21 protein-coding genes and 1 tRNA gene are annotated in these 24,236 nt (G+C 73.4%); 8 read left to right on the forward strand and 14 right to left on the reverse strand.

The window, feature by feature from the left end; genetic code table 11:
• Positions 1-119: 119 nt before the first annotated feature.
• Positions 120-1,052 (reverse strand): hypothetical protein, encoded by a 933-nt coding sequence (locus DEU31_RS02900; RefSeq protein ID WP_133675656.1) that lies wholly within the window; start codon positions 1,050-1,052, stop codon positions 120-122.
• 206 nt (positions 1,053-1,258) lie between these two features.
• Between DEU31_RS02900 and DEU31_RS02905 the strand changes: the two genes are divergently transcribed.
• The 7 genes from DEU31_RS02905 to DEU31_RS02935 are packed head-to-tail and all read left to right on the forward strand — an operon-like array spanning position 1,259 to position 9,364.
• Positions 1,259-2,161: an ABC transporter ATP-binding protein gene (locus DEU31_RS02905; protein WP_208109951.1), complete on the forward strand. Its 903-nt coding sequence runs from the start codon at positions 1,259-1,261 to the stop codon at positions 2,159-2,161.
• Complete coding sequence (locus tag DEU31_RS02910; protein WP_133675658.1) at positions 2,161-3,216, forward strand: aliphatic sulfonate ABC transporter substrate-binding protein; 1,056 nt, start codon at positions 2,161-2,163, stop codon at positions 3,214-3,216. Before DEU31_RS02905 ends, DEU31_RS02910 begins: the two co-directional genes overlap by 1 nt.
• A complete protein-coding gene (locus tag DEU31_RS02915; RefSeq protein ID WP_133675660.1) occupies positions 3,213-4,097 on the forward strand; it encodes an ABC transporter permease in 885 nt (294 codons plus the stop codon). The genes DEU31_RS02910 and DEU31_RS02915 overlap by 4 nt, the downstream gene beginning before the upstream one ends.
• The gene (gene acs / locus DEU31_RS02920) at positions 4,094-6,166 is read left to right on the forward strand and encodes an acetate--CoA ligase (RefSeq protein ID WP_133675662.1); all 2,073 of its coding nucleotides are present in this window, start codon (positions 4,094-4,096) and stop codon (positions 6,164-6,166) included. The genes DEU31_RS02915 and acs overlap by 4 nt, the downstream gene beginning before the upstream one ends.
• A gap of 53 nt (positions 6,167-6,219) precedes the next feature.
• Positions 6,220-7,458, forward strand: a complete 1,239-nt coding sequence (gene sfnG / locus DEU31_RS02925) for a dimethylsulfone monooxygenase SfnG (RefSeq protein WP_133675664.1) — start codon at positions 6,220-6,222, stop codon at positions 7,456-7,458.
• An 8-nt stretch (positions 7,459-7,466) separates the two neighbouring features.
• The gene (locus DEU31_RS02930) at positions 7,467-8,855 is read left to right on the forward strand and encodes an O-acetylhomoserine aminocarboxypropyltransferase/cysteine synthase family protein (protein ID WP_133676310.1); all 1,389 of its coding nucleotides are present in this window, start codon (positions 7,467-7,469) and stop codon (positions 8,853-8,855) included.
• Complete coding sequence (locus tag DEU31_RS02935; protein ID WP_133675666.1) at positions 8,852-9,364, forward strand: CoA-binding protein; 513 nt, start codon at positions 8,852-8,854, stop codon at positions 9,362-9,364. Before DEU31_RS02930 ends, DEU31_RS02935 begins: the two co-directional genes overlap by 4 nt.
• Positions 9,365-9,500: 136 nt before the next feature.
• Here DEU31_RS02935 and DEU31_RS02940 read toward each other — a convergent pair whose 3' ends face one another.
• Both DEU31_RS02940 and DEU31_RS02945 read right to left on the reverse strand, forming a co-directional pair.
• Positions 9,501-10,163: a pentapeptide repeat-containing protein gene (locus DEU31_RS02940; RefSeq protein ID WP_133675668.1), complete on the reverse strand. Its 663-nt coding sequence runs from the start codon at positions 10,161-10,163 to the stop codon at positions 9,501-9,503.
• 54 nt (positions 10,164-10,217) lie between these two features.
• Positions 10,218-10,291 (reverse strand) — tRNA-Met (locus DEU31_RS02945).
• 336 nt (positions 10,292-10,627) lie between these two features.
• Here DEU31_RS02945 and DEU31_RS02950 point away from each other — a divergent pair.
• The gene (locus DEU31_RS02950) at positions 10,628-12,256 is read left to right on the forward strand and encodes an HNH endonuclease (RefSeq protein WP_133675670.1); all 1,629 of its coding nucleotides are present in this window, start codon (positions 10,628-10,630) and stop codon (positions 12,254-12,256) included.
• Between the two features lie 45 nt (positions 12,257-12,301).
• On the opposite strand, the gene DEU31_RS02955 is transcribed toward DEU31_RS02950, so the two are convergent.
• The 11 genes from DEU31_RS02955 to hemE form a co-directional block, all read right to left on the reverse strand.
• Complete coding sequence (locus tag DEU31_RS02955) at positions 12,302-13,438, reverse strand: WD40 repeat domain-containing protein (RefSeq protein ID WP_133675672.1); 1,137 nt, start codon at positions 13,436-13,438, stop codon at positions 12,302-12,304.
• Between the two features lie 13 nt (positions 13,439-13,451).
• Positions 13,452-13,967 (reverse strand): hypothetical protein, encoded by a 516-nt coding sequence (locus DEU31_RS02960; protein WP_010549477.1) that lies wholly within the window; start codon positions 13,965-13,967, stop codon positions 13,452-13,454.
• A gap of 185 nt (positions 13,968-14,152) precedes the next feature.
• A complete protein-coding gene (locus DEU31_RS02965; protein WP_133675674.1) occupies positions 14,153-15,130 on the reverse strand; it encodes a hypothetical protein in 978 nt (325 codons plus the stop codon).
• 155 nt (positions 15,131-15,285) lie between these two features.
• On the reverse strand, positions 15,286-16,614 hold the full coding sequence (gene hemL / locus DEU31_RS02970) for a glutamate-1-semialdehyde 2,1-aminomutase (protein WP_133675676.1): 1,329 nt from the start codon (positions 16,612-16,614) through the stop codon (positions 15,286-15,288).
• A gap of 88 nt (positions 16,615-16,702) precedes the next feature.
• Positions 16,703-17,725 carry a porphobilinogen synthase gene (gene hemB / locus DEU31_RS02975; RefSeq protein ID WP_133675679.1) on the reverse strand — a complete coding sequence of 341 codons (1,023 nt, stop codon included), beginning with the start codon at positions 17,723-17,725 and terminating at the stop codon, positions 16,703-16,705.
• Complete coding sequence (locus tag DEU31_RS02980; protein ID WP_133675680.1) at positions 17,722-18,564, reverse strand: uroporphyrinogen-III synthase; 843 nt, start codon at positions 18,562-18,564, stop codon at positions 17,722-17,724. Before DEU31_RS02980 ends, hemB begins: the two co-directional genes overlap by 4 nt.
• Positions 18,564-19,583, reverse strand: coding sequence for a hydroxymethylbilane synthase (hemC, locus tag DEU31_RS02985; protein WP_133675682.1), 1,020 nt, complete (start codon positions 19,581-19,583; stop codon positions 18,564-18,566). Before hemC ends, DEU31_RS02980 begins: the two co-directional genes overlap by 1 nt.
• Positions 19,580-20,833 (reverse strand): ferrochelatase, encoded by a 1,254-nt coding sequence (locus DEU31_RS02990; RefSeq protein ID WP_166649361.1) that lies wholly within the window; start codon positions 20,831-20,833, stop codon positions 19,580-19,582. Before DEU31_RS02990 ends, hemC begins: the two co-directional genes overlap by 4 nt.
• A gap of 46 nt (positions 20,834-20,879) precedes the next feature.
• The gene (gene hemQ / locus DEU31_RS02995; RefSeq protein ID WP_133675684.1) at positions 20,880-21,605 is read right to left on the reverse strand and encodes a hydrogen peroxide-dependent heme synthase; all 726 of its coding nucleotides are present in this window, start codon (positions 21,603-21,605) and stop codon (positions 20,880-20,882) included.
• Complete coding sequence (gene hemG, locus DEU31_RS03000; protein ID WP_133675686.1) at positions 21,602-23,092, reverse strand: protoporphyrinogen oxidase; 1,491 nt, start codon at positions 23,090-23,092, stop codon at positions 21,602-21,604. Before hemG ends, hemQ begins: the two co-directional genes overlap by 4 nt.
• Positions 23,089-24,147, reverse strand: a complete 1,059-nt coding sequence (hemE, locus tag DEU31_RS03005) for a uroporphyrinogen decarboxylase (RefSeq protein ID WP_133675688.1) — start codon at positions 24,145-24,147, stop codon at positions 23,089-23,091. The genes hemG and hemE overlap by 4 nt, the downstream gene beginning before the upstream one ends.
• Between the last annotated feature and the right edge of the window lie 89 nt (positions 24,148-24,236).

Consider the following 24,236-nt stretch of genomic DNA (forward strand, 5'->3'; position numbering starts at 1 on the left):
CTCCTCCCGGCCGCAGGCGCCGAGCAGCGCGAGTGCGGAGCCGAGCCCTGCGAGCCCCAGGACGCGCCGCCGATCCGGTCCTGCCCCGCGCTCTCCCGGGCTCTCGGTCCCTCGGTGTGTCATGGTCCCTCGCTGACCGGGATGCCGGCATCCCGCTGGTACTGCTGGAGGTCCTCGAGGGTCAGGTCTCCGGCGAACTCGTCCTCCCGCTCGCGCGCGTCGACCTCGACCGGCTGAGCACTGTATCCCTCGTAGTCGTCGTCGGGATCGATGTAGTTGCCGGGCTCGCTGTTCTCGCGCCAGGCCTCGATCTCCTCCCGGGTGATGCCGTGCTCCTCCTCGATGCGCTCGTAGTCCGCCTCCGGCCCGTCCACCCAGGGCAGCCAGTCCCACATGCCGCCCTCGGTCTGCTCGACGAACTCGTGCTGGGCGGCGTGACGCACCTCGTGCACCGTGGTGAGCGCCAGGTCGGGGGAGTAGAGCATGTACTCGTTCATCCTCAGCTCGCCGCTGTCATCGCTCCAGCTCCCGTAGGTGACCATGCCGTCCTCGTCTGGCTCCTCGTAGAAGAAGGTGATGTCCACCGGTTCCATGCCGTAGCGCTCGAACTCCTGGTCCACCATCTCCTGGAGGACCGCCTGCTTCTGCTCCGGGGTCATCACCCGCCAGGCGTCCTGCACCTCGGGATCCAGCGGCACGTCTCCAGCGTCGTCGTCGAGCATGCGGACGGAGGCGCTGCCGTCCCCCGTGCCGTCGTCCGCGCCGCCGCCCGCACCGCCCTCGCCCTCGGAGGCGGCGTCCTGCTCCTCGGCGTCCTGCTCGGCGGTCTCCGCCAGCTGCTGGAGGCGCTCGAGCGCACGGCTCCACTGCGGTCCGACGGCGGAGGACCACGTCTCGCGGAAGCGCTCCGCGTCCTCGCCGCGCCAGATCTCCGCGCTGCCGAGGATCCGTCCCTGGAGTGCGGCGTGCTGCTCGGCGAGGAGCCGGCCGGAGGAGCGCATCCGCTCCGCGGTCGCCCGCACCTGCTCGGGATCCATCCCCTGGAAGGCCATCCTCGTCCCCTGTCCCCGTCCCCTGCACGTCGATGTCGCCGCCGCCGCGCCCCCGCGCGTCGACCCCGTCAGGGTAGCAACGGCTCCGCCCCGGCTGTGGCACAGGTCGCACCACGATGCCCCACGTGTCCTCTTCGCACCCCGACTATGACGGCTTATGACGCGATTCTGGCGCGCTCCCGACCCGCGCCGTCATAGTCGGAGTCATGACCAGCACCGCCACCGAGCCCGGCACGCGCACGGGCAGCACCGTCCCGGAGCCCGCGGCAGCCGCCGCCCGGCGCAGCGCGCCCGACGGCGTGCGGCTGGACGGCGTGGCCCGCTCCTTCGACACCCCGCAGGGCCGTCACGACGTGCTGCGCGGCCTCGACCTCGAGCTCCGCTCCGGCGAGATCCTCGCCGTCGTCGGCCCCTCCGGCTGCGGGAAGTCGACCCTCCTGCGGCTCATCGCGGGCCTGGACCGGCCCAGCGCCGGTGCGCTGAGCCTCGGCGGCACGGCCCTCGTCGGCACCGACGAGCGCACCGCGGTCGCCTTCCAGGAGCCGCGCCTGCTGCCCTGGCGCACCCTCGAGAAGAACGTCGCCCTCGGCCTGCCCCGCACCACCCCCGCGAAGGCGGGCCGCGAGCGGGTCCGCCATCTGCTGCAGCTGGTCGGCCTCGAGCACGCCGCGGACCTGCGCCCCCGCGAGGTCTCCGGCGGCATGGCCCAGCGCGCCTCCCTCGCCCGCGCTCTCGCCCGCAGCCCCCAGGTGCTGCTGCTCGACGAGCCCTTCGGCGCGCTCGACGCCCTGACCCGCCTGCGCATGCAGGACCTGCTGCTGGAGATCCACGCCGCCGAGCCCACCACCGTCCTCGTCGTCACCCATGACGTCGAGGAGGCGCTGTACCTCTCCGACCGGGTGCTGCTGCTGCGCTCCCTGCGCACCGCCGACCAGGTCGAGCCGGGCCTGCCCTCCCTCGCCCGCATCGTCGAGGTGCCCGGCGCCCGCCCCCGCGACCGTGCCGACGCCGCCCTGGCCGGGCTCCGCATGGAGCTCCTCGAGGGGCTCGGCGTCCACGCGCACACCACCCCGTCCCCCGCCCCCACGACGTCTTCCGAGGACCGCTGATGAGCCACCGCACCGCCCGCACCCTGACCCGCCGCTCCGTCGCCGCCCTCGGCCTGACCGCGGCCGTCGCGCTCGGCGCCGCCGGCTGCGTCGCCGGCGAGGGCTCGAACGACACCGCCGCCGGCGGCTCCGGCGGGGCAGGGGAGTGGAGCACCGACTCGCTCACCATCGACTTCGCGACCTACAACCCGCTCAGCCTCGTCGTCCGCGACCAGCACCTGATCGAGAAGGCCCTCGGCGAGTCCGTCACCGTCGAGTGGGTGCAGTCGGCCGGCTCCAACAAGGCCAACGAGCTGCTGCGCTCGGGCTCGGCGGACGTCGCCTCGACCGCCGGTTCCGCCGCACTGCTCGCCCGCGCCAACGGCTCCCCGATCAAGGTGATCGACATCTACTCCCAGCCCGAGTGGTCCGCGCTCGTCGTGCCGGAGGGCAGCGACGTGACCGGTCCCGCCGACCTCGCCGGCCGCCCCGTCGCCGCGACCCCCGGCACCGACCCGTACTTCTTCCTGGTCCAGGCGCTCGCCGAGGCGGGGCTGTCCATCGGGGACGTCGACCTGCAGCCCCTGCAGCACGCCGACGGCCGCTCCGCCCTCGAGGGCGGCAGCGTCGACGCCTGGTCGGGGCTCGACCCGATCATGGCCGCGGCCGAGGTCGAGTCCGGGGCGCAGCTCGTCTTCCGCAACGTCGACTTCAACACCTACGGCTTCCTCAACGCCACCGAGGAGTTCATCGATCAGCACGCCGATGTCGCCCAGGTGGTCGTCGACGCCTACGAGGAGGCGCGCACCTGGGCGCTCGAGCACCTCGAGGAGACCGCGGCGCTGCTCGCCGAGGTCGCCGGCATCGGCTCCGAGGTCGCGAGCACCGTGATCACCGAGCGCTCCAACCTCGACGTCTCCGGGGTGCCGGGCGAGGACCAGCTCGCGGTGCTCGAGGCGATCTCGCCGGTCCTCGCCGACTCGGGCGACGTCGCCGGCGGCGCCGAGGACGTCGAGAAGGCTCGCAACGAGATCATCCACGACGCCTTCGCGCTCGCCGCGGTGGAGGAGAAGTGAGCCTCGCCGAGAGCCCCCTGCCCACCTCGACCGGCCCGGCGGCCCCGGCCGGCGCGGGCGCATCCGGCGCCGATCCGTCGGCCGGCGGCCCCTCGGTCGGGGCGTCGGGTGCTCGGCCCTCCGCCTGGGACCGTCCCGGGGTGCGCCTCGCGGCCGGGGCGCTGGTGCCGGTGGTGATCCTCGCGGCCTGGCAGCTCGTCACCGCGACCGGGCTCGTCCCGGCCTACCGCCTGCCGGCGCCGCTGACCGTGCTCCAGGCGGGCGGCGACCTCGTCTCCCGCGGCGAGCTCGGGCTGCACATCGCGATCTCCGTGCAGCGCGTGCTGCTCGGCTTCGCGATCGGGTCCGTGATCGGCCTCGCCGTCGCCGCGATCGTCGGCCTCTCCCGCGCCGGCGACGCGCTCCTGAGCCCCACCCTCGCCGCGCTGCGGGCCGTGCCCTCGCTCGCCTGGGTGCCGCTGCTGATCCTGTGGCTGCAGATCGGCGAGGAGTCCAAGGTGACCCTGATCGCGATCGGCGCCTTCTTCCCCGTCTTCACCACCGTCGCCGCCGCGCTGCGGCACATCGACCCGCACCTCGTCGAGGCGGGGCGCTGCTTCGGCCTGCACGGCTGGTCCCTGTTCCGCACCGTCCAGCTGCCGGCCGTGGTGCCCTCGGTCGTCTCCGGACTGCGCCTCGCGCTCGCCCAGGCCTGGCTGTTCCTCGTCGCCGCGGAGCTGATCGCCTCCTCGATGGGCCTGGGCTTCCTGCTCAACGACTCCCAGCAGAACGGCCGCGTGGACCGGATCCTGCTGACCATCGTGCTGCTCGCCCTGCTGGGCAGCCTCACCAACGCCCTGCTGGGCCTCGTCGAGAAGAAGCTCCTGAGGAAGTGGGCATGACCGCCACCGACACGAACACCACCGACACGAACACCACCGAGTCCCGACTGGTCGAGACCCGCACCTTCGCCCCGGACCCAGCGCTCGCGGGCACCTGGAACGTCGGCCCCGGGATCCACGCGCAGGCCGAGGCGGATCCGACCGCCTTCTGGGAGGACGCCGCCCGGCGCCTGGACTGGGCCGAGCCCTGGAACACGACGCTCGAGTGGGAGCCGCCGACGACCGACCCCGCGACCGGGGAGCTCACCGTCCCCGCCGCGCGCTGGTTCGTCGGCGGGCGGCTGAACGTCGCCGAGAACTGCGTGGACCGCCACGTCGCCGCCGGCCGCGGCGAGAAGGTCGCCCTCCACTTCGAGGGCGAGCCGGGCGACCGCCTCTCCGTCACCTACGCCGATCTCCGCTCCCGCGTCTCCCAAGCCGCGAACGCCCTGACGGACCTCGGCATCGGCCCCGGCGACCGCGTCGTCGTCTACCTGCCGGTGCTCATCGAGACCGTCGTCATCGCGCTCGCCTGCGCCCGGATCGGCGCCGTGCACTCCCTCGTCTTCGGCGGCTTCAGCGCCGAGGCGGTCCGCTTCCGCCTCCAGGACACCCGGGCGAAGCTGCTGGTCACCTCCGACGGCCAGTTCCGCCGCGGGAAGGCCGTCGAGGTCAAGTCCGCCGCCGACGAGGCCGCCCGCGACCTGCCCGACCTCGAGCACGTCCTCGTCGTGCGCCGCACCGGCCAGGACGTCGCCTGGACCGAGGGCCGCGACGTGTGGTGGCACGAGAGCGTGGACCGCGCGAGCGAGGAGCACACGCCCGAGCCCTTCGATGCCGAGCACCCGCTGTTCATCATCTACACCTCCGGCACCACCGGGAAGCCGAAGGGCCTGGTCCACACCTCGGGCGGCTATCTCGCCCATGCCTCCTGGTCGCACTGGGCGCACTTCGACGCGAAGGAGAGCGACGTCCACTGGTGCACCGCGGACCTCGCCTGGGTCACCGCGCACACCTACGAGATCTACGGCCCGCTCAGCAACGGTCTCACCCAGGTCATCTACGAGGGCACCCCCGGGGAGCCGCACCGCGAACGACACCTCGAGATCATCGAGCGCTACGGCGTGACCGTCTACTACACGGCGCCCACCCTGATCCGCACCCTCATGTCCTGGTTCGGCGAGGAGCTCCCGTCCGGCCACGACCTGTCCACGCTGCGCCTGCTCGGCACCGTCGGCGAGGCGATCAACCCCGAGGCCTGGATCTGGTTCCACCGCACCTTCGGCCGCGGCGAGCTGCCGATCATCGACACCTGGTGGCAGTCCGAGACGGGCGCGTCGATGCTCGTGCCCCTGCCGGGGGTGACCACGCTGAAGCCCGGATCCGCGACCGGCCCGCTGCCCGGCATCGACATGGCCGTGGTCGACGAGGCCGGCCGGGAGGTCCCCGCCGGGGTCGCCGGCACGCTGGTGGCCCGTCGGCCCTGGCCGGGGATGGCCCGCACCGTGTGGGGCGATCCGGAGCGCTACCGCGACTCCTACTGGCGGGACTACGCCGGATGTGGCGAGCACGGCGGCTACTACGTCGCCGGGGACTCCGCCACGGTCGACGCCGACGGATGCTTCTGGATCCTCGGCCGCCTCGATGACGTCGTGAACGTCTCCGGGCACCGCCTGTCCACGATCGAGATCGAGTCGGCGCTGGTCGCCGAGGGCAGCGTGCAGGAGGCGGGCGCCGCCGGCATCGACGACGCGCTGACCGGCCAGGCCGTCGCCGTGTTCGTCATCCCTCGCGGGGACCGCAGCCCCGACGCCGCGGCCCTGCGCGACCGGGTGGCCCGCGAGATCGGCCCGATCGCGAAGCCCCGCCACGTGATCGAGGTGCCGGACCTGCCCCGCACCCGCTCGGGGAAGATCATGCGCCGCCTGCTCGCCCAGCTCGTCCACACCGAGCGGGCACGCCGCGCCGGCCGCACCCCGGGCCCGCTCGGGGACGTCACCTCCCTGCAGAACCCGGAGGCCGTCGCCTCGGTCGCGGACGTGCTCGCGGCCCTCCCCGCGGACGACCCGACCGTCTCACCGCAGGACTGACACACTTCCCACCGCCCGCACCGACCGTCGGCCCCGCCGACCAAGGAGGACCCATGACCACCACCGTTCCCGCCTCGAGCTTCGAGACGCCGCTGAAGTTCGCGTACTGGGTGCCGAACGTGTCCGGCGGCCTCGTCGTCTCCACGATCGAGCAGCGCACCGACTGGCAGCTGCCCTACAACTCGCGCCTGGCGAAGATCGCCGAGGACTCCGGCTTCGAGTACGCGCTGACCCAGACCCGCTACGCCGCCAGCTACGGCGCGGACAAGCAGCACGAGGCCTCCGCCTTCTCCCTCGCCCTGCTGGGCGCGACCGAGCGCCTGCGCGTCATCGCCGCCTTCCACCCCGGCATGTGGCACCCGGGCGTGCTCGCCAAGTGGCTGATCACCGCCGACCACCTCTCCGGCGGCCGCGCCGCGGTCAACATCGTCTCCGGCTGGCTGAAGGACGAGTTCGTGAACTTCGGCCTCGAGTGGCTCGAGCACGACGAGCGCTACGTGCGCACCGAGGAGTTCATCCGCGCGCTGCGCGGCCTGCTCACCGAGGACGGGTACACCCAGGACGGGAAGTACTACTCGATCGACGGCTTCACCCTGAACCCGAAGCCCGTCGACGTCCCCGGCCGCCCCCACCCCGAGATCTTCTTCGGCGGCAACTCCACCGCCGCGCAGGCCACCGCCGGCCGCGTCGCCGACTGGTACTTCTCCAACGGCCGCACCCTCGAGGGCTACCAGGAGAACGTCGCCGGCGTCCTCGCCTCCGCCGCCGAGGCCGGCCGCTCCCCGAGATTCGGGCTGAACGGCTTCGTCATCGCCCGCGAGTCCCGCCAGGAGGCCGAGGACACGCTGCGCGAGATCGTCTCCAAGGCGCACCGCCCCGCCGTCGAGGGCTTCAGGCAGTCCGTGCAGGAGGCCGGCGCCTCCACCAAGGACGGCAAGGGCATGTGGGCGGACTCCTCCTTCGAAGACCTCGTCCAGTACAACGACGGCTTCAAGACCCGTCTCATCGGCACGCCCGAGGAGATCGCCGACCGCATCATCGAGTACAAGAAGATCGGCGTGAACCTCCTGCTGACCTGCTACCTCCACTTCCAGGACGAGGTCGCCGCCTTCGGCCGGGACGTGATGCCGATCGTGCGCGAGAAGGAGAAGGACCTCGCCCGCGCCCACGGCACCGAGCTGAACACCGACCTGCTCCCGGTCGCCCCCGGCGTCTCCGCCGAGGAGGCCGCGGCCGCGACCGCCGAGACCCTCCCCGCCGACCACCCGGCGAAGGCTGGGGCCGCCGCGTGAGCCAGGAGATCCTCGAGGACCAGGTCCCGTCGGCCCCGGAGTCCCCGTCGGCCCCGGAGGGCGGCTTCGGGTTCCGCACCCGTGCGCTGCACGCCGGCGGCACCCCCGACGCCCAGCACGGCGCGCGCGCCGTCCCGATCTACCAGACGACCTCGTTCGTCTTCGACGACGCGGACGACGCCGGGACCCTGTTCGCGCTGCAGAAGTACGGCAACATCTACTCCCGCATCGGCAACCCCACCGTCGCCGCCTTCGAGGAGCGCATCGCCTCGCTCGAGGGCGGGATCGGGGCGGTCGCGACCGCCTCGGGGATGAGCGCCGAGTTCATCACCTTCGCGGCGCTCGTCGGCGCGGGCGATCACGTGGTCTCCTCCGCGCAGCTCTACGGCGGCACCGTCACCCAGCTCGACGTCACCCTGCGCCGCTTCGGCGTGGAGACCACCTTCGTCGCCTCCTCGGACCCGGAGGACTACCGCGCCGCGTTCCGGCCGGAGACGAAGGTGCTGTACGTCGAGATGATCGGCAACCCCTCCGGCGAGATCGCCGATCTCGAGGGCCTGGCCGAGCTCGCCCACGAGCACGGCGTCCCGCTGGTGGTCGACGCGACCCTCGCCACCCCGTACCTGGTGCGGCCGCTCGAGCACGGCGCGGACATCGTCATCCACTCGGCCACGAAGTTCCTCGGCGGGCACGGCACCACCCTCGGCGGCGTGGTCGTGGAGTCGGGCCGCTTCGACTGGGGCAACGGGAAGTTCCCCTCGATGACCGAGCCGGTCGAGTCCTACGGCGGGCTGCGCTGGTGGGACAACTTCGGCGAGTACGGCTTCCTCACCAAGCTGCGCTCCGAGCAGCTGCGCGACATCGGCCCCTCCCTCTCCGCGCAGGCGGCGTTCCAGCTGCTGCAGGGCGTGGAGACGCTCCCGCAGCGGATCGATGCGCACCTGGCCGGAGCGCGCGCGGTCGCCGAGTGGCTCGACGCGGACCCGCGGGTCTCGTTCGTGACCTGGGCGGGGCTCGAGTCCCATCCGCACCACGAGCGCGCTTCGAAGTACCTGCCGCTCGGCCCCGGCTCCGTCTTCGCCTTCGGCGTCCGGCCGACGGGGGAGCACGCGAGCGCCGAGGACGAGGCGGCCGCGGCCCGCGCCGCGGGCGAGCGGGTGATCGAGAACCTGCAGCTCGCCTCGCACCTGGCGAACATCGGGGACGCGCGCACCCTCGTCCTGCACCCGGCCTCGACCACGCACCGCCAGCTCACCGCGGAGCAGCTCGTCGCCGGCGGCGTCCGGCCCGACCTCATCCGCATCTCGGTGGGCCTCGAGGACGTGGAGGACATCCTCTGGGACCTCGACCAGGCGATCACCGCGGCGACCGGCCGCAGCAGGGAGGAGCAGGCATGAGCGAGCAGACGCTCACCGCACGGACGTGGCAGGGGCCGTCGGCTCCCGAGCGGCTCGCGATCCTGCGCCGGGCGCGCTCGATCGCGATCGTCGGCGCCTCGACGAACCCCGCCCGCGCCAGCTACTTCGTGAGCACCTATCTGCTCTCGAGCGCGCCGTACGAGGTCTATTTCGTCAACCCCCGCGCGACGACGATCCTCGGACAGCCGGCCTATGCATCGCTCGCGGATCTGCCCGTGGTGCCCGACATCGTCGACGTGTTCCGCCGGGACGCCGACCTGCCGGACGTCGCCCGCGAGGCCGTGGAGGTCGGCGCGAAGGCGCTGTGGCTGCAGCTCGGCTCCTGGAACGAGGAGGCCGCCGCGATCGCCGAGGACGGGGGCCTGGACGTGGTGATGGACCGCTGCGTGAAGATCGAGCACGCCCGCTTCCACGGCGGGCTGCACCTGGCCGGGTTCAACACTGGCGAGATCACCTCCCGCAAGCAGCGGGTCAGCGCGCGGCGCTGAGCGTACGCTCGGAAGTCAGGCGCGGGTCGGGGATCACCCCGGCCCGCGTTCTGCTGTCCGGGGGTATGAGCACTGGGGCCCGGCGCCGCTCGGGCCGGTCCTGCGGGTCCGGTGATCCGGGGCGCACCGGCACCGCTCACCCCTCGACGCGGAGTCCCAGGTGCGCGGCGAGGAGGGGAGCGAGCGCGGTGACCTGTGCGGAATCGAGCGTCGCCCCCGCCAGCCCCTCGAGGTTCGCGATCGACCCCATCTCCAGCCCCCGCAGGTCCACGTCCTCGAGCCGGGCGTGGGGAAGGGCGACGGAGCCGGCGCGGCAGTTCACGAAGGCGACGCGGGAGGCGGTGACGGCGCCGAGGTCGAGCTCGTCGATCGTGCAGTCCTCGAAGAGCACGTCCTCCAGCGTCGAGGAGCGCAGGTTGATCCAGTCGAACTTCGTGCCGGTGATGCGGGTGGAGCGGATCTCGGCGTCGTAGACGTCCAGCGCCCCGATCCGCGAGCCGACCAGCTCGACGTCGCGCCAGGTGGAGCGGGTCGCATCCAGCACCGGGGCGTTCAGGCGCTCGATCCGGGTCTCGAGCAGCCGGGCGTGCTGGAGCACGGTGGTGTGCGCGGTGACGTCGACCAGCTCGCACTCGGTGAAGGTCGCGCCGGTGAGGTCCGCCCCGGTGAGATCGGCGCCGACGAGGCGCAGGCCGTCGTGCCGGTCCTGGGCGTTCAGCTGTGCGGCGTCCGCCTCCTCGAGGTCGGGAAGGACCAGGCGCTCGAGGACGGGCGGGCGGGTGGTGGTGCGACGGCGCATGGGGTCCTCGGGTCGGCGGCGTGAGGTCGTCCTCGAGGGTACGGGGAGGGGGAGACGCTCCGGCAGGATTCGAACCTGCGACCCACTCCTCATGAGGGAGCTGCTCTACCGGGCTGAGCTACGAAGCGGTGGTGTCGAACGGGTGCTGTGGGACCAGCCTGCGGGACCGGTCCGGCGGTGTCGAGCGCGCTGTCATCTGCCGTCGCATTCGAGGTGCGGCACCCGCGACCTTTCCTCCACAGAGGGTGGTTATCCACATTTTCGCGTCGAATTCGGTGGAGTGTCCGAGTGGTGTGTGGATGCATTTCAGGATGTGACGCTCGGGTCCGAGTGGAATGTCTTTGGCCTGCACATATGTTCGGATCGGCGGGCAGGTGTGCGCGCGACAGCTTCTCCCTGATCGGCGTTATCCACATTCTTCTGCGGGCCTTTCCTTTGTCGGTGGGGGGCGGAAGAATAGGGCCATGACTCTCGCAGTGCAGGACCTCGGCGCGGCTGCTGGTGATCCCCACCAGCAGCTGATCGACGCCGTGCGTGCGGGAGGTCCCGGAGCGCTCGCCGAGGAGCTCGGCGACCGCGCTCATGTGCTGAGCGCCCTCACCGGGTTCCCGCAGGAGCTGTTCGCCCCCGCGGATCCGTCGGCCGAGGCGTTCCGCGACGTGATCGGCAGCCTGCATTCCCTGCGCAGCGCGATCGACGCGCTCGAGACCCGCGCCGTCGTCGCGCTCGCCGACTCCCTCACCCTGCGCAGGCAGTCCGAGGCGAGGGCGCACGCCGCGCAGGAGGCGGGGGAGGAGACCCCGCCCGCGCAGTTGCTGCGCGCGGCCTCCCGGGAGGCGGCCCGTGAGGTCTCGATGCTCACCCGCCGCTCCCCGGCATCCGCCTCCCGCTCGCTCGCCGCCCGGCGTCGGCTCGTGGCGGACATGCCCGTGATGCTCTCCGCACTCGCGGGCTCCCAGGTCACCACCGAGGACGCCTATCGCACCGCCCGCTCCTTCGCCCCGCTCACCCCCGCCCAGCGCCGTGAGGCGGACCGGCTGCTCGGGGAGCGCCTGCCCTATCTCGACGGCGCCGGCTCCGAGGAGTGGGCCGACGCCCGCGCCGCCGCGATCTCCCTCGCCGACCCCGACGGCGAGGCGCGGCGCCACCAGCACGCCAAGCGGGAGCGGCACGTGACCGTGCGCCGCGGCGAGCACGGCATGGCGACGGTGACGGCGCACGTCACCGCGCTGGACGCGGCCCTGATCCGCAAGCGTCTCTCCCTCGAGGCCGAGCGGCTGCGCACTGCCGGCGACCGCCGCGGGCATCAGGCCATCCAGGCTGACACCTTCGTGGACACCCTGATCGGCCGCAGCGGGAGCATGGAGCCGGTGACCCTGGACATCGGCGTGATCATCACCGACCACGTGCTCCTGGACCCCGGCGCAGGAGACCTCGCCCAGATCGAGGGCTACGGCGCCGTTCCCGCCGAGGCGGTGCGGGAGAGCCTGCGCGGACCGCTGGACGCCTTGGTCGTCGCCGCCGACCGCGCCGATGGCGCTGATGACGCCGCCGATACCCTCGGACCCGACGGGCCAGCACTGCGCGCCGTGCTGCGCAAGCTGTACGAGCATCCGAGGACCCGCGAGCTCGTCGCCGTCGAGTCCCGCGCCCGGGCCTTCCCACCAGCGCTGGCCCGCTTCATCCGACTGCGCGACCGGACCTGTCGCGGCCCGCACTGCAACGCCCCGATCCGCCACATCGATCACATCCGACCCCACGCGGCCGGCGGCGAGACGTGCCTGGACAACGGACAGGGAGCCTGTGCCTTCTGCAACGACAAGGAGCAGCAGCTCGCGAGCGTGGAGCGGGTCGGGGCCCCGACGCTCGACGGGCATGTGGTCGAGTGGACGACGAGACTCGGCACCACCCGACGCACTCGCGCCGCGGCGCTGACTCATCGGTGCGGTCCGATGGACCCACTGCCCGGTGACAGCCCGGTGCAGCCGCCGACCGACCCGCCGACGCCGACCGAGTCCCCGGGGAGCACCGAACCGCCGGAGACGACCGACCTGCAGGCGCCGACGGAGCCCGAGGGCCGGACGGGGAACTAGATCCTCACCTCGGCAGCTCTGCCCAGAGCTTCACGACTGACGTGCTCACGGCAGATCGAACTGCCTCCAGTCCTTCCCGTCCCACGCCGAGACACCCGTGGCCTCGTCCAGGGTGTACAGCACGCTCTCGTCCGGGGACCAGCAGATCCGCTGCAGCAACAGGTCCTCGAAGCGGGTCTCCTCACCGGTGGCGCTGTCCCAGATCAGCAGATCCCCGGGGCTCTGCAGTGCGATCCGGCTCCGCGCCCCGACGGCCAGGCGAGCCGAGTGGGTGTAGGGGGAGACCTCGGGGCCGGTGCTGGTCGTGCCGTCCGGTGCGCGCACCTCGAGGGTCGCCGGTGCATAGGTGACCAGCACGAGGGTCTCGTCCGCGCTGTACCCGAAGTCGACCAGGATCCGTTCCTGAGCGTCCAACACCTCGCGCCGCTCCCCGGTAGCGGGATCCCAGTGCGAGAGGTGGTTGGGCGGGTCGCTTCGTCCGTGGACGTCGGTGCCGCCGACGACGAGGGTCGTGCCCTCCGCGATGTAGGACAGGGCCGTGGGAGCAGGGGCGTCGGGCTGCAGGGTGTGGCCCGCCCCGCACTGGTCACCGCTCACGTCCCAGAGGCGGACCGTGCCGTCCTTGCTGGTGGAGGCCAGCTGCGTGCCGTCCGGGCTGAAGGCGAGAGCCGTGATCCGCGCCGACGTGTCACGGGGGTCCTCATGGCCGATCAGGTTCCACAGCAGCTCCCCGTCGACGCTGACGATCGCGATGTGCCGCCGGTCGCCGATCGCCAGCCGGGTGCCGTCGGGATGCCAGGCGATCGCCCCCTCGGCAGCACCGGCGATGCGCCGCACGACACTCCCCTCGGCTGTGTCCCACAGGAGCACACCCTGGACATCGGTCAGTCCCAGCATCGAGCGGTCGGGATGCTCCGCGGCGGCGATCAGGGCGCCGTCGGGGGAGACGGCGAGCCCGGCGTCGTTGAACCAGCGGGACGGGGAGGGCTCATAGGGGGTGACGCGAGCCCCCGGAGGGACCCTGCTGCCGCTGTCCTCGAACTCCGGCAGCTCCTCCTCGGGGCCCAGGCAGGAGCTCGGCGCCGGCCCCAGGAACGGGAGCCGGCCACAGCCGGGCAGCAGCAGCGCGGCGGACAGGGCGGAGGCGCCGAGCAGCGCGTGACGACGGGTCGGAGGAGCCATGGTCGAGGGCCGGTCAGGCGCCTGTCGGCTGCGCCGTGCGCCAGAGCAGGCGGAACCACACCTGTGTTCCGTCCTCGAGGGTGTGGACGTCGCACTCACCGTTCTCGGTGGGGACCAGCTCCTGGGCGGTGGAACGCCGACGCTCGGCGGCCAGCACCGTGTACTCGTCCTCCACCCGCAGTACCGGATAGGGCGATTCCTCGGTGCCCTCGCCCGCAGTGCGGATGCTGTCCATCGCCAGCAGCGCGAACTTGCGCTCGCGGGTCGCGTCCGCGTCCTCGCCGAGCGCCGCATAGGCCTGGGATAGGTGCATGTGCGCGGCGGGGCTGAGGAAGATGCCGGGCATCTGCGCCCACAGTGCATCGATCACGCCCTGATGGTCACCGGCCTTCTCGAGCGGGGTCACGATCTGCGTGATCGCGACCATCGGGTTATAGCTCGGTGCCGCGGTGATCTCCCGATGCAGCGCCTCGAGGTGCTCCGGCGTCGGGTCGAGGGCGTACGCCTCCATGGTGTCCGGAAAGTTCACGGTGTCCCGTCCTGTGTCGAGTGCTGTGGGCAGTGAATGGCATCGGCGGTGAGGAGGAGGTGGCTCGCTCTGTCGGCTCCGATCCTACGGGGAGGCGGGAACCCGAGCATCGTCCTCCCGTCACTGGCCGGCGTCGGCACGGGCGAGACCCGCTCGAGGACGCAGGGGCTCGGCGCGCGACGCCGCTACGACGTGACCGGAACCCCGGCGTCGCGCTGGTACTGCTGGAACTCCTCAAGCGTCATGTCCTCGGCGAAGCTGCCGCCGGTGTCGAAAGCGTCCTCCTCCAACGGCTGGTCGAGGTACTCCTGGTACTCCGCTTCCCAGGCGTCGCGCTCCTCCTGCGGAGCCGTATCCGGGGGGCGAGGCCCGTCGGGGCCCCCGTGATAGTCGCGGTCGTTCTCGCGCCAGGCCTCGATCTCCTCCCGGGTGACCCCGTGCTCCCTCTCGATGCGCTCGTACTCCGCCTCGCTGGTGTCCTCGCGCCAGAACTGCCATCCCGGTCCCTCCGTCTGCTCGACCCAGTTCTCCTGCGCGGCGTGGCGGGCTTCGTGGGCGGCGATGTTGATGGAGTACGGATTCCAGGCCCAGTCCTCGTCTATCACGATGTGCTCTCCGCGGAACAGGTCGTGCTCCTTCCAGTAGCCCGCGGGCCCGCCGTCCCTGATGTCGTCGAAGTGCACGGTGATCTCCGCCTCGATGCCCTGCCGCTCGAGCTCCTGCTCGACGATCTCCTCGAGGACGAGCTGCTTCTCCTCGTTCGACATCTGATGCCACGCGATCGCGACCTCCATGGAGACGTTGTCCGGGTCTCCCGGGAGGATCTGGTCGTCGTACGGACCGAACCGGGCTCCCCTGTGATTCTCCTTGCCGGATGCACCGCTCCCGGGAGTCTCCGCTGCAGAGGCCGTGTTCTGCTGCTCGACCTCCTCGGACAGGGTCGCGGAGTGCTGTGCGAGATCCCCGCAGACCTGCTCCAGGAGCCGTCCGGCACCGCTGGACCACGACATGCGGAAGCCCTCGGCGTCCGCTCCCACCCAGAACCCCTCGCTGGCCCGCACCTGCCCGTCGAGGGTCGTGGCGTGGGATGTCAGGCGCTGCTGCGCTGCGTCGATGCGCGCTGCGAACTCACTGACCTGGTGGGGGTTCATGCCGAGGAACATCGATGCATCTCCTGGTGCGGCGAGCGGAAGGGGCCGACACGGCCGGGCAGCGACGGTGCTCGTCTCCCGGACCTCTGGCCTGTCCCGCACGCTAGCCGCGGCGTGGTGGGTCGTGCCATGGGGAGTTCTCTCCATGGCACGACCCACCTGGCGGCTCAGCCCCGCGCCGCCGCCTTCGCCGCCGCCGGCAGCACCGACGCGATACGGTCGAGGACCTCGTCGGTGTGGGCGGTGGAGACGAACCACGCCTCGAAGGCCGAGGGAGGCAGGTACACCCCGCCCTCGAGCATCGCGTGGAAGAAGCGGGTGAACGCCTCGGTGTCCTGCGCCTTCGCGTCCTCGTAGGTCCTGACCGGCTCACCGCGGAAGAACACCGAGAACAGGGTGCCGGCGGTCTGGACCACGTGCGGGACGCCCTCGGCGGTCAGCGCGTCGGCGACCAGCTGCTGCAGCGCGTTCGAGGCGCGGCCGAGCGTCTCGTAGGCCGCGTCGTCGAGCCCGGCGAAGGTCGCCAGCCCCGCCGCGGTCGCGAGCGGGTTCCCCGACAGGGTGCCGGCCTGGTAGACGGGTCCGGCCGGGGCGAGCAGGCCCATCAGGTCCTCGCGTCCGCCGAAGGCGCCGACGGGCAGGCCGCCGCCGATCACCTTGCCGAAGGTCATCAGGTCCGGCGCCCAGTCCTCGCCGGTGCCGCGCGGGCCGTCGACCCCGTAGTGCCCCTCACGGCTCGCGCGGAAGCCGGTGAGCACCTCGTCGCTGATCAGCAGCGCGCCCGCGGCGTGGGCGGTGTCGGCGAGGAAGCGGTTGAAGCCGACGCCGTCCTCCGCCAGCGGCGGGACGACGCCCATGTTCGCGGGCGCCGCTTCGGTGATGATCGCGGCGATCTCGCCGCCGCGCTCGGCGAACAGGGACGTGACGGCCTCGCGGTCGCCGTAGGGCAGCACGACCGTATCCTTCGCGGTCGCGGCGGTGACGCCGGCCGAGCCCGGCATGGCGAAGGTCGCGACCCCGCTGCCCGCCTCGGCCAGCAGCGCGTCCACGTGCCCGTGATAGCAGCCGGCGAACTTCACGACCACGTCGCGGCCGGTCGCGGCGCGGGCCACGCGCAGCGCGCTCATCGTCGCCTCGGTGCCGGAGTTGACCAGGCGCAGCTGCTCGACGGGGCCGATGCGACCTGAGACCTCCTCGGCGAGGGTGACCTCCCCGGCCTGCGGAGCGCCGAAGGAGAGGCCGCGACCGGCCGCCTCCCGCACCGCCTCGACCACGCCGTCATGCGCGTGGCCGAGGATCATCGGACCCCAGGAGCCGACCAGGTCGACGTACTCGTTGCCGTCCGCGTCGGTGAGCAGGGCGCCCTTCGCGCTGGTGAGGAACGGGGGCGTGCCGCCGACGGAGCCGAAGGCGCGCACGGGCGAGTTCACCCCGGAGGGGATGACGCGCCGGGCGCGGTCGAAGAGATCGGCGGAGAGGGTGGTCGAGGGGGTCATGCGGAGCTCCTTCGCGGGAGGGGCGGGGGACGACGGGCGATGGTGCGGTGCCGGGCCGCGGCACGGCGGGCGCGGGCCGGGCCGCGGCTCAGGCGAACTCGCGCAGGTGCGGGGGCAGGCCCTGCTGGAACCAGCCCGCGACCTCGCTCGCGTAGTACGTCAGGACGGTCGAGGCGCCGGCGCGGCGGAAGGCCAGCAGCGACTCGAGGATCGTGCGGTCGCGGTCGATCCAGCCGTTCGCCGCGGCCGCCTCGATCATCGCGTACTCGCCGGAGACCTGGTAGGCGCCGACGGGGACGGGGGAGGCGGCGGCGACGTCCTTCAGCACGTCGAGATAGGGCAGGCCGGGCTTGACCATGACGAGGTCCGCGCCCTCGGCGACGTCGAGCTCCAGCTCGCGCAGAGCCTCGCGGCCGTTGGCGGGATCCTGCTGGTAGGTGCGGCGATCGCCCTGCAGGGACGAGTCCACGGCCTCGCGGAACGGGCCGTAGAAGGCGGAGGCGTACTTCGCGGTGTAGGCGAAGAGCGCGGTCTCGAGATGCCCTTCGGCATCGAGCGCATCGCGGATCGCGGCGATCTGGCCGTCCATCATCCCCGACGGCCCCAGCAGGTGCGCGCCGGCCTCGGCCTGCGCGAGGGCCATCTCGCGGTAGCGCACGAGCGTCGCGTCGTTGTCGACACGGCCGTCGGCGTCGAGCACGCCGCAGTGGCCGTGGTCGGTGAACTCGTCCAGGCACAGGTCGGCCATGATCACGGTCCGATCGCCGAGCTCGGCGCGCAGGCGGGCGAGGGCGCGGTTGAGGATCCCGTCCGGGTCGGTGGCGCCGGAGCCGACGGCGTCCTTGTGCTCGGGCACGCCGAAGAGCATCACGCCGCCGACGCCGCGCTCGGCCGCCTCGGTCGCGGCGCGGACCAGGGAGTCCATCGTGTGCTGCTCGACGCCGGGCATCGAGGTCACGGGTCTGTTCTCGCTCGCGCCCTCGCGCACGAACATCGGCAGCACGAGGTCGGCGGGGCGGAGGGCGTGCTCCCGCACCAGGGAGCGCATCGCGGCGCTGCTGCGCAGGCGGCGGGGGCGGTCGATCGGTCCGGGGAGGGTCGGCTGGGTCATCGGGTCTCCTTCGATCGGGGGTGCGTGGGGTGGGCGGCCGACGGGGCGGGGCTCGGAGCGGCGGGGCCTGACGGGGGCGGCTCGTGCGGCGCCGCGTCGAGCGCCTCGAGGACGGCCGCGACGAGCGCCTCGTCGGTCGGGACGGCGGCCTGGTGGAGGGGACCGAGGCCGGCGGCGCGGACGGCCTCGGCGGTCGGGTCGCCGATGGCGATCACCGCGGTGGCGGGGTGCACGCCGAGCTCAGCGGCGCGTCGGGCGATCATCGGGCTGGTCAGCACGATCGCCGCGTACCGCCCGGCGGCCAGGGACTCCGCGACCGCCGGGGGCGGGTCCACGGGCTCGGGACGGTAGGCCTCGACCTCCACCACCTCGTAGCCGGCCGCGCGCAGCCCCTCGGGGACGGTGCGGGAGGCGGCGGCCGAGGCGGGGAACAACACCCGGTCACCCGGGGCGGCGGGCGGCATCGCGGCGACGAGCGCCGTACCGGAGCCGTCGGCCACGGCGGTGGGGGAGAGGCCCGCCGCCCGCAGGGTCTCGGCGGTGCCCCCTCCGACGGCGATGATCGCCGTCTCGAAGGGAGCCTCCGCCCCGGCGAGGCGCTCTGCGGCGGTGCGGGAGGTGACCACGAGATGCGTGAACGCGCCCGCGGCGAGTTGTGCGAGGGCGGCCTCGAGCTCCTCGCCGGTGCTCGGGACGAGGCGGGTGAGCGGGGCGTGCTCGGCCGTGAGCCCCTCCGCCTCGAGCAGGTTCGCGAGATGCTCGCCCCGCCCCGCTGGGCGCGTGACCAGCACGGGCCCGGCGGCGCGGGGCGGGGAGGAGGGCATCTCGGCGGAGGGCATCAGGCGCGGGCCTCCGCGAGGATCTCGCCGGCGCCGCGGGAGAGCAGGTCCGCGGCGAGCTCCTGGCCGAGCTCGACCGGGACCGAGCCCGGCCCGGAGAGCGCATCGGCGGCGAGGTCCAGGTCCACCCGGGCCTCGCCCTCGACGACGTGCGTCCCGTCGGGACGGATGGCGAGGGCGCGCAGGCGCAGGACCTGCGTGGCGGCGGGCGCCGTATCGGGCCCCGGGCCGGGCTCCGCGCCCGACTCCAGCTCCGCGTACGCGGCGACCGGGGCGGAGCAGCCCGCCTCGAGCGCCCGCAGCAGGGACCGCTCCGCGGTGACCGCGGCGCGGGTGGTCGCGTCGTCGACCGCCGCGAGACGCTCGGCGAACCAGGGCGCCTGCGCGAGCGCGGCGGTGGTCGCCTCGACCGCGAGCGCGCCCTGGGCGGGGGCCGGGAGCATGACCTCGACGGGCAGGAGCTCGCTGATCACGGCCTCTCTGCCCACGCGGCGCAGCCCCGAGGCGGCGAGCACCACGGCATGGAGGTCCGCGTCCGTCCCGAGCGCCCGGTTCAGGCGGGTCTCGACGTTGCCGCGGATCCCCACGACCTCGAGATCGGGCCGCGCCCGCAGCAGCTGCGCGCCGCGTCGCGGGGAGCCGGTGCCCACCCGCGCCCCGGCCGGGAGCTGAGCGAGGGTCATCCCGTCACGGGCGCACAGGGCATCGCGCGGGTCCTCCCGCTCCGGCGTGCAGACCAGCGTGATCTCGTCCAGCGGCGCGGTGGGCAGGTCCTTCCAGGAATGGACCACCACATCGACCTCGCCGTCCAGCAGCGCCTGCCGCACGGCGGTGACGAACACGCCGGTGCCGCCGATCTGGGCGAGAGGGCTTGTGCGGTCGCGGTCGCCATGGGTGCTCACGTGCACAAGCTCGACCTCGTGGCCCGTGCCCTCCACGACCGCGGCGCCGACGTGCCCGGACTGCGTGAGCGCGAGCTCGGAGGCGCGGGTGCCGATCCGCAGCGGGGACGCGGTCACGAGAGGGATCCTGTGCCCGCCTGGCCGTCGCCGGCCGCGGCGCGACGCTCGGCCCGGGCCCGCTCGACGTCCGATGCGGAGTCCACCGCGCTGGTGGTGGGACGGCAGATGCGTCCTGCGCAGCAGTTCACCCCGCACACGTCCGGGGTGCCCCCGAAATCCGTGACCACCCGTCGCGGGAAGGACTCGTCCAGCCGCTCCTGGACGAGATCCGCGAGGGCGGCGATGAAGCGGGGATCCTCCCCGGAGGTCGCGACGCGGCGGAAGGCGAGACCCTTCTCCTCGGCGGTCTCCTTCGCCTCCGTGTCCAGGTCCCACACGACCTCCACATGATCGGTGACGAAGCCGATGGGGACGACGACGACCGCATCGGCGGAGTCCTCCTCGGCGAGCCGGGCGATGACGTCGTTCACGTCGGGCTCGAGCCACGGGATGTGCGGCGCCCCGGAGCGGGACTGGTAGACGAGCTGCCAGTCCGGAAGCTCGGGAGCGTCATCGTGCAGCTGGTCCATCACCCATCGGCAGGCGGCGAGATGCTGCTCGACGTACCAGCCGCCGGATCCCTCGACCCGCGTCTCCTCCGGCCCGGAGGCCTCGGCCATCGCCGTGGGCACCGAGTGGGTGGAGAAGAGCACCGCGATGCGCTCGCTGTCGTGGCCCTCGGAGGCGAGGCTCGCCAGGGCGGCCTCGACGCCGTCGACCACCGGCGCGAGGAACCCGGGGTGGTTGAAGTAGACGCGGACCTTGTCGATGGTGACCTCGCCGGCCAGACCGGTCTCCTCGAGCACCATGCCGAAGTCCTCCCGGTACTGCCGGCAGGAGGAGTACGAGGAGTACGCGCTGGTGACGAGTCCGAGTGCGTGGCGGTGGCCGTCGGCGTGCAGAGCGCGGACGGCCTCGGCGTTGTAGGGCGCCCAGTTGCGGTTGCCGAAGTAGATCGGCAGATCCACGTCGCGGCGTGCGAGCTCCTCCTCGAGCGCGGCGATCATCGCCTCGTTCTGCTCGGTGATCGGGCTGCGTCCGCCGAGAGCGCGGTAGTGGCCCGCGACCTCCTCCAGCCGCTCGTCGGGGATCCCGCGACCGCGGGTGACGTTGCGCAGGAAGGGGATGACGTCGTCCTGCCCGTCGGGGCCGCCGAAGGAGGAGAACAGGATCGCGTCGAAGGGACGGGCCTCGCCGCGTCGCGCATGGGTGGGGGAGTCGGGGGCCGCGGTGCGCGGCGCGGGCATATGGGTGGTGGTGTCGGTCATGGTGTGGTCCTCGGTGAAGGTCGTGCGGGCAGGGAGGCGTCCGGGATCAGGCCAGGAGCGCGGCGACGTCCTCGAGGTCCTCGAGGCGGCGGCCGGTGTGGAAGGGGAGCTCGTCGCGCACGTGCAGGCGCGCATCGGAGTAGCGCAGGTGGCGCATCATGTCGACGAGGTCGTGCAGATCGTCGGCCTCGAAGGAGAGCAGCCACTCGTAGTCGCCGAGCGCGAAGGCGGCGACGGTGTTGGCGTTGACCTGCGGGTAGTCGCGGCCCAGCAGGCCGTGCTCGCGCAGCATGCGGTTGCGCTCCTCGTCGGGCAGCAGGTACCACTCGTAGCTGCGCACGAAGGGGTACACGGTGATCCACTGCTTCCGCTCGAAGCCCGGGACCATGAACGAGGGGACGTGGCCCTTGGCGAACTCGGCCATGCGGTGCACGCCCACCGACGCCCACTCGCGGTGCAGCCAGGTGCCGGCCAGGGAGCGCTCGAACTCGCGCAGGCCGCGCTGCAGCGCCTCGGGGTCCTCGGCGGCGAGCCACAGCATCAGGTCGTCCTCGGAGCGGAAGCCGGAGACGTCGTAGAAGCCGAGGATCTCGACTCCTCCATCGCTGGCAGACTCGATCAGCGGGACCGTCTGGGTGAGCGCCTCGGCGACCTGGGCGGTGGTGAGCTCGCCGTCCTCGGTCAGGCCGGAGAGGCGGCGGAACACGGTGTAGCTCGTGTACCGGGTGGTCTGCGCGATCTCCTCGGGGGTCGAGGCGGGGGTGTCGTTCATCGTGGGGTTCCTTCCGTGGGGGCGGTGGGAGAGATCGGGGTGGTCTGCGGGGCCTGCGCGGCGGCGGCGCGGGCGTCGTCGGCGCGGACGATCGCGTCGAGGCCGGTGCCGGCCCGCCAGGAGCCGACGAGCTCGAGGTCGTCCCGCGCCTCGAGCAGCGCCGCGAGCGCGTCGAGGGCGGCGCGGTGGCCGGGCCGGGGCCGGCGCATCGCCCGGTCCCAGTCGATCACGGCCCAGTCCGCGAGCCGGGAGCGGGTGAGCGGGGTGCGGAGGATCGCGGAGGCGTCGGCGAGGGCGAGGTCGACGATCTCCTCCCGCCCCGGCAGCTGTTCGCCGGGACGGCCGTAGGAGAGGCGCACCAGGTGCGGCGAGGCGGCCGACGGGAGGGCCTCGCGCAGCGCGCGCCCGACGTGCTCCCACTTGGCGCTCGCATGGGTGAGGGCCTTCGCGCGGATCCCCGGGGTGCCCGGCGCGACCAGTGCACCGGTCCCCGAGGGATGTGAGTCCAGGGCGGGGGCGTCCAGCACCAGGGCGACCAGCCGCACCGCGGCCGACGGCGTCTCCGGGATCGCCTCGGCGATCTCCGGCGCGGCCCCGGCGAGCAGGGAGCGGGCGGTGTCAGGAGGGCAGGCGAGCACGAGGCGGTCGGCCTCGAGCTGCTCACCGCGGGCGGTGCGGACCCGCCACGGCTCGCCCTCGCGGTCCAGGCCCGTGACCTTCACGCCGGTGCGCACGATCCCGCCCCCGGCGAGCAGCTCCTCGCGCAGCGCCGCGGGAAGGGCCGCCATGGTCGGGGCGAGGGCGTGCACACGGGTCCCGGCGCTCGCACCGGCCGTGCGGCCGGCGTCGCCCCATCGTCCCCCGCCGCGCAGGCGGCGCACGGTCCGCACCAGCGAGCCGTGCTCGGCCAGGCCCGTCGCGAGCTGCGGGGAGGCCGCGGCGAGCTCGAGCTCGGCCGGATCGGCGGAGTGCACCCCGCCGACGATCGGGGCGACGAGCCGCTCGAGCACCCGTCGGCCCATCCGGCGTCCCACCGTCTCGGCGACGGTCGCCCCGGGCCGTGCGCCGATGCGGGCGGGCAGCAGGGGCTCGAGCGCCGCGCGCAGCGCCCCCGGCCAGCCGAGCACCTCGCGCACGTCGGCGGCGAGCGGTCGGCCGGGCACCCCGAGCAGGGCGCCGGCCGGGGCGCGGTGCACCCCGGCGGCGGAGACGATCCGGCTGCCGAGCCCCTCGCGCGGGGAGACGACCCGATCTGCGAGCCCGAGCTGAGCGACCAGCGCGTCGACCGCGCCGGAGGCGGTCGAGTACGCCTCCGCGCCCGCGTTCAGGGCGAGGTCGCCCGCGCCCGGGAGGGCGAGCTCCGCGACCGCGCCGCCGAGGCGGTCCTCGGCCTCGAGCAGCACCACGCGGTGCCCCGCGCGCTGGTGGCGTCGGGCGGCGAGCAGCCCCGCGAGGCCGCCGCCGACGACGAGGATCCGGGCGCTCATGCCTCGGGCGCCTCCGCGGCGCGCGCGACGCGCTGGGAGTGGAGGAAGGCGACCAGGTCGGTGAGCACCTGCGGGTCGGTGTCCGGCGGGACGCCGTGGCCGAGGTTCACCACGTGCCCGGCCGCGGCCGCGCCCGCCTCGAGCACGCCGCGCGCCTCCGCGAAGCGTGCCTCCTCCGAGGTGAACAGGACCGCGGGGTCGATGTTGCCCTGCACCGGGGTGTCGGCGGGGAGGACCTCCAGCGCCCGATCCAGGCGCAGGCGGTGATCCACGCCCATCGCGGTCGCGCCGGCGCCGAGCATCGGCAGCAACAGGTGCGCGGCCCCGACGCCGAAGTGGATCCGCGGCACCGGCAGGTCCGCGACGTGGGCGAGCGCGGCGGCGGAGTGGGCCTGGACGTGCTCGAGATACTGCTCCTGCCCGAGCGCGCCCACCCAGGAGTCGAACAGCTGCACCGCGGAGGCGCCCGCGAGGACCTGGGCCCGCAGGAAGCGGCCCGAGAGCTGCGCGACCCAGGTCGCCAGGCGCTCCCACAGGTCCGGGCGCGAGCGCATCAGCGCCCGGGTGCGCAGGTGGTCACGGCTGGGGCCGCCCTCGACCATGTAGCTCGCGACGGTGAAGGGGGCGCCGGCGAAGCCGATCAGGGGCGTGGTGCCGAGCTCCGCCACGGTCAGGCGCACCGCCTCGCGGATCGGGGCGAGCGCCTCCTCGTAGTCGTCGCCGAGCGGGGGCAGCGCCTCGATGTCGGCCTCGGTGCGCACGGGATGGTCGAAGACCGGGCCGACGCCCGGGCGGATCTCGACGCCGAGGCCGGCGAGGCGGGCGGGGACGACGATGTCCGAGAAGAAGATCCCGGCGTCCACGCCGTGGCGGCGCACGGGCTGAAGCGTGATCTCCGCGGCCATGTCGGGGCGGACGCAGGAGTCGAGCATCGTGGTGCCCTGGCGCAGCGCCCGGTACTCGGGCAGCGAGCGGCCGGCCTGACGCATGAACCACACGCTCGGTGTGTCGCTCCTCACGCCGCGCAGCTCCTGCAGCAGTGAGGCGTCGGCCACGCCGCCGTCGACGGCGGAGCGGCGCGCGGGATGCTCCTCGGGGAGCGATCCGGGGCCCGTGGAGGGGTGCGCGGAAGGGGTCTCGGCAA

The organism is Brachybacterium sp. AG952 (genome assembly GCF_004362645.1).
Taxonomy (GTDB): domain Bacteria; phylum Actinomycetota; class Actinomycetes; order Actinomycetales; family Dermabacteraceae; genus Brachybacterium; species Brachybacterium conglomeratum.